Here is a 3,520-nt window from a genome sequence, read left to right on the forward strand (position 1 = left end):
GAAACTTATTTGATTTAATACATGATTTAGACTTGAACTCAGAGCATTTTTGCATGCAATTTAAATCGATACAGTTTTTGCAAAGTTTATTACAAGCATCACTACAGATATGTTTTACATGACATGTTCTTCGATTAACACAACCACCTTTATACTCAGAGCGGCTGGCTTTAAATGTTCGATTCCTTTTTATCTCTTTTGATATAGTCCGTGGATCTTTATCTAATCTCCTTGCCATCTCCTTAAGAGGGTAGTCTTCTGTTAATGCAGTTTCAATAATCTTTCTTTCGTCAACAGTTAAGTGTTTTCCTTTATTAGTTGTTTTATTTAACACAGTTTGTTCTCCTGTTTTACAGGATAGACATCTATATTAGTATAGTTCATATTCTTTGCAGGAGTAAGTTCCGTCCTCTGTAACACTAAGTTCCGTTTGGTGCTGAAAAACGGAACTTAAAAATTCATTCTAGTAAATAGTTAGAAGGAGAGCAATTATGACTGGAATCAAATATGAAATAGTAGAGCATATTGGTGTTTTATCAGAAAACAATAAAGGCTGGAAAAAGGAACTAAATCTGATAAGTTGGAATGAGCGTGAACCTAACTATGATATCCGTGATTGGGATGAAAATCACGAGAAGATGGGGAAAGGTGTGACACTGTCAAAAGATGAACTTATAAGTTTAAGTGCTTTTATAGATGAAATGGAAAAATAGTATTTGCTATAGCTAAATAAGAAAAAGTTGGTGGATAATATGATAAAAAATGCACTAGTAGTTGGAAATTCGGAATACGAATGTATGGAAAAGTTAAAAAATCCTGTAAATGATACAATTGATATTGCTTATGTTTTAAGTGAATTTGGATTCGAAACTACAATCGCTGAAAACATTGTGATTGAAGAGATGGACTCTGTAGTTGCATCATTTAAAGAGAATATTGAAGAGGCTGATGTTGTTTTGTTTTACTTTGCAGGTCATGGATTTCAAGTTGAAGGCAGGAACTATTTAGCTACTATAGATACTGCGAGCAGTGATATATATTCTCTTAAAAGAACATCATTTGAACTCAATAGTATTTTGGAGATGTTTGATAATTGTGAGGCTAGAACAAAAATAATAATTTTGGACGCTTGCAGGAATAATCCTTTGGTGGATCGTTTCGTGGTGAAGCAACTACTACATTTGCTCCTATAAATGCTCCCAAAGGTTCTATTATTGCTTTTGCTATGTCACCAGGAGAAAAAGCAGAAGATGGTGAAGGTAGAAATGGATCGTATACTGAGGTTTTATTAGCACACATTAAAACGCCAGATTTAAGTATAGAGGATTTGTTTAAAAGAGTTAGGAATTCACTCAATATAAAAACAAATGGTAAGCAAACATCATGGGAACATATGTCATTGATAGGGGAGTTTTGTTTCAATTATGGATATGTTTCAGGAGAGTATTCTATAAAATACTCAAAAAATGCTCTAGTAGACTCTAGATTTTCTATTGAGGATAATAAACTGGGTGAAATTATTGAGAGTCTAAAAAGTCATAATTGGTATGTACAAAATCCGGCTATTTCTAAAGTTAGAAAGATTGATTTAACAGATTTCAAAATTGATTCAATTTTTGTTCTAGGTAGAAACATATATCAAGCGGCTTGTGGAAAGGCTAGTGCAGCGGTGGAGTATATTAATGATTTATATGTTGAACTTAAATTATTGGATGGCGAAGCTGCATTTCATATTTTGAATGGAATGTTGTATGAAATTTACTTCAGTTCTCTGGGGAAGATACGAAAGAGGCTAAAAACAGAATGTTTTGAGAAAGTTTTACGAGTTAGCGATAAAGTTATGTTTGAAGAAAGTAAAAAGTTTATTAGATATACTTTACTACCTAACGAAGAAAAGGTGATATTTTTGCCTGGAAATGAATCATTTATTATTGATTTATATTTTGAAAACTACCAGGATGATGAAAAGGTGCTTAGTAAAGTTTTCTATAATGGCCAGAATGTACTTTATGATGATGAAGATGAATTATTTGATTATGAATCTAGCTGGGATATTGGACGTAAGAAATATGAGGAACTAGAAGTGAAACTGTCAAAGATGCTAGCATGTCCAATAAGTAAAATGCAGATAACTAACCATGGATTTAATGATGATGAGTATATACATGCACCACATTTCTTTAAACTAATGAACTATGTGAATTAAAAATTCAATTAATCAGAAGAAGTGTTAGGTAGTCAGCAACACTCCACACATGTGAAGACTGTTTGTAAACTGTCGTTGAAGCAACTTAGTTACTACGATTGTAATATAATAAAATAGTAATAATTACTGCCAAACTTCCGATGATAATTTAAATGTCTGAAGTTTTAAGTTCACTATCAACTATCAATCATGTATGATAGAAAATACTTGTGCCATTAATTGTGTAAATAGGTAGTAAACCAGTTATTTAGATGTTAATCGAATATTTTAATCCAATTAACTGAAGTTTGAATTATTCCTTAATTGATAAATGATAAATTCATAAATAAGTAAATTATTGAAAACTATCGTAACATGTCTTGTTTCTTGATATAATTAAATGTAATAAGGAAAAAATATAAAAGTTTTAAGGGAATGAGAAATGAAGATAATACTAAAAGAAACAAATGAGTTTAACAAGATGTTCAGTAACTTTAATGCGACGTTAAGATTTAGAGGTAATGAGATAAAATCATTTAAAAGATTTGAGGATTTGTATCAGTTTGTTCAATCTGAGCATTATTTTTGGGTTGAATACAGTTACTTGAATAATTTCAGCACTGTAAAAAAGTATAGAGAGTTAAAATATGCGTTGGATAAAATAAAGCAAAAAATTAGATATGAGTATATAGATAGTATCGTGAAACATGCTGAAGATGTTATAACGGTCGCAATCGGAAAGTTCAATTTAATTAATGCTGAAAACATAACACGTGATAGTTCACAAGCAGAGCTGATAAAAAAATTAGCAAGCCAGAGCACGCCTCTACTAATTGGAGCCATAGATTTTTTTATGAATAAATCTTTACCTAATGGTGAAGTGCAAAAGAATGGTTTTTTTATTGCATTGACTAATGAATACCCATTAAACAATGATAAAATAGTAGAAAACATGAGAATTGAATATGACTTGCTTATTGATTCTCTTAAAGAGGAAATAGCTATAAATTCAAGTAATTTCATTGAGTTAAGCAATAAAATGAAAGAAAATCAAATAGCAGCAGAAAATATAGTATCCGAACATAAAATGAAGTTCAATGATTTTTTAAGTAGAGAAGAAGATGTAATAACTTTGTTTAAGGAAAGTAATAAAAATGATTTTGAGGCGTTAAAGATTCTTTACTCAGAGAAATTGGTTGAATGAAAAAGTAAGTTCCGTTTTTCCATCACCATTGTAATTGCAATATTAACATCCGTTTATTTATGCCATAGATACTATTCAAATAGCATAAAACCATGTATAATGAACCTAAATTAACTAAAAAAATTGATTTT

Annotated in this window: 5 protein-coding genes; 4 read left to right on the forward strand and 1 reads right to left on the reverse strand. The window is 30.3% G+C overall.

Going from position 1 to position 3,520, the window contains the following annotated elements; translation table 11 throughout:
- A partial coding sequence (locus OIF36_03130) for a helix-turn-helix domain-containing protein (protein ID MCV6599456.1) occupies positions 1-334 on the reverse strand: 334 nt, incomplete at its 3' end.
- Positions 335-491: 157 nt separating this feature from the next.
- Between OIF36_03130 and OIF36_03135 the strand changes: the two genes are divergently transcribed.
- From OIF36_03135 to OIF36_03150, 4 genes are all read left to right on the forward strand, one after another.
- Positions 492-713 carry a PC4/YdbC family ssDNA-binding protein gene (locus OIF36_03135; GenBank protein MCV6599457.1) on the forward strand — a complete coding sequence of 74 codons (222 nt, stop codon included), beginning with the start codon at positions 492-494 and terminating at the stop codon, positions 711-713.
- A gap of 39 nt (positions 714-752) precedes the next feature.
- Entirely contained in the window at positions 753-1,193 is a 441-nt protein-coding gene (locus OIF36_03140; protein MCV6599458.1) for a caspase family protein, read from the forward strand.
- 32 nt (positions 1,194-1,225) lie between these two features.
- The gene (locus tag OIF36_03145; GenBank protein ID MCV6599459.1) at positions 1,226-2,206 is read left to right on the forward strand and encodes a caspase family protein; all 981 of its coding nucleotides are present in this window, start codon (positions 1,226-1,228) and stop codon (positions 2,204-2,206) included.
- 421 nt (positions 2,207-2,627) lie between these two features.
- Positions 2,628-3,389 (forward strand): hypothetical protein, encoded by a 762-nt coding sequence (locus tag OIF36_03150; GenBank protein MCV6599460.1) that lies wholly within the window; start codon positions 2,628-2,630, stop codon positions 3,387-3,389.
- Positions 3,390-3,520 lie beyond the last annotated feature (131 nt).

This window comes from Alphaproteobacteria bacterium, from assembly GCA_025800285.1.
Classification (GTDB): domain Bacteria; phylum Pseudomonadota; class Alphaproteobacteria; order JAOXRX01; family JAOXRX01; genus JAOXRX01.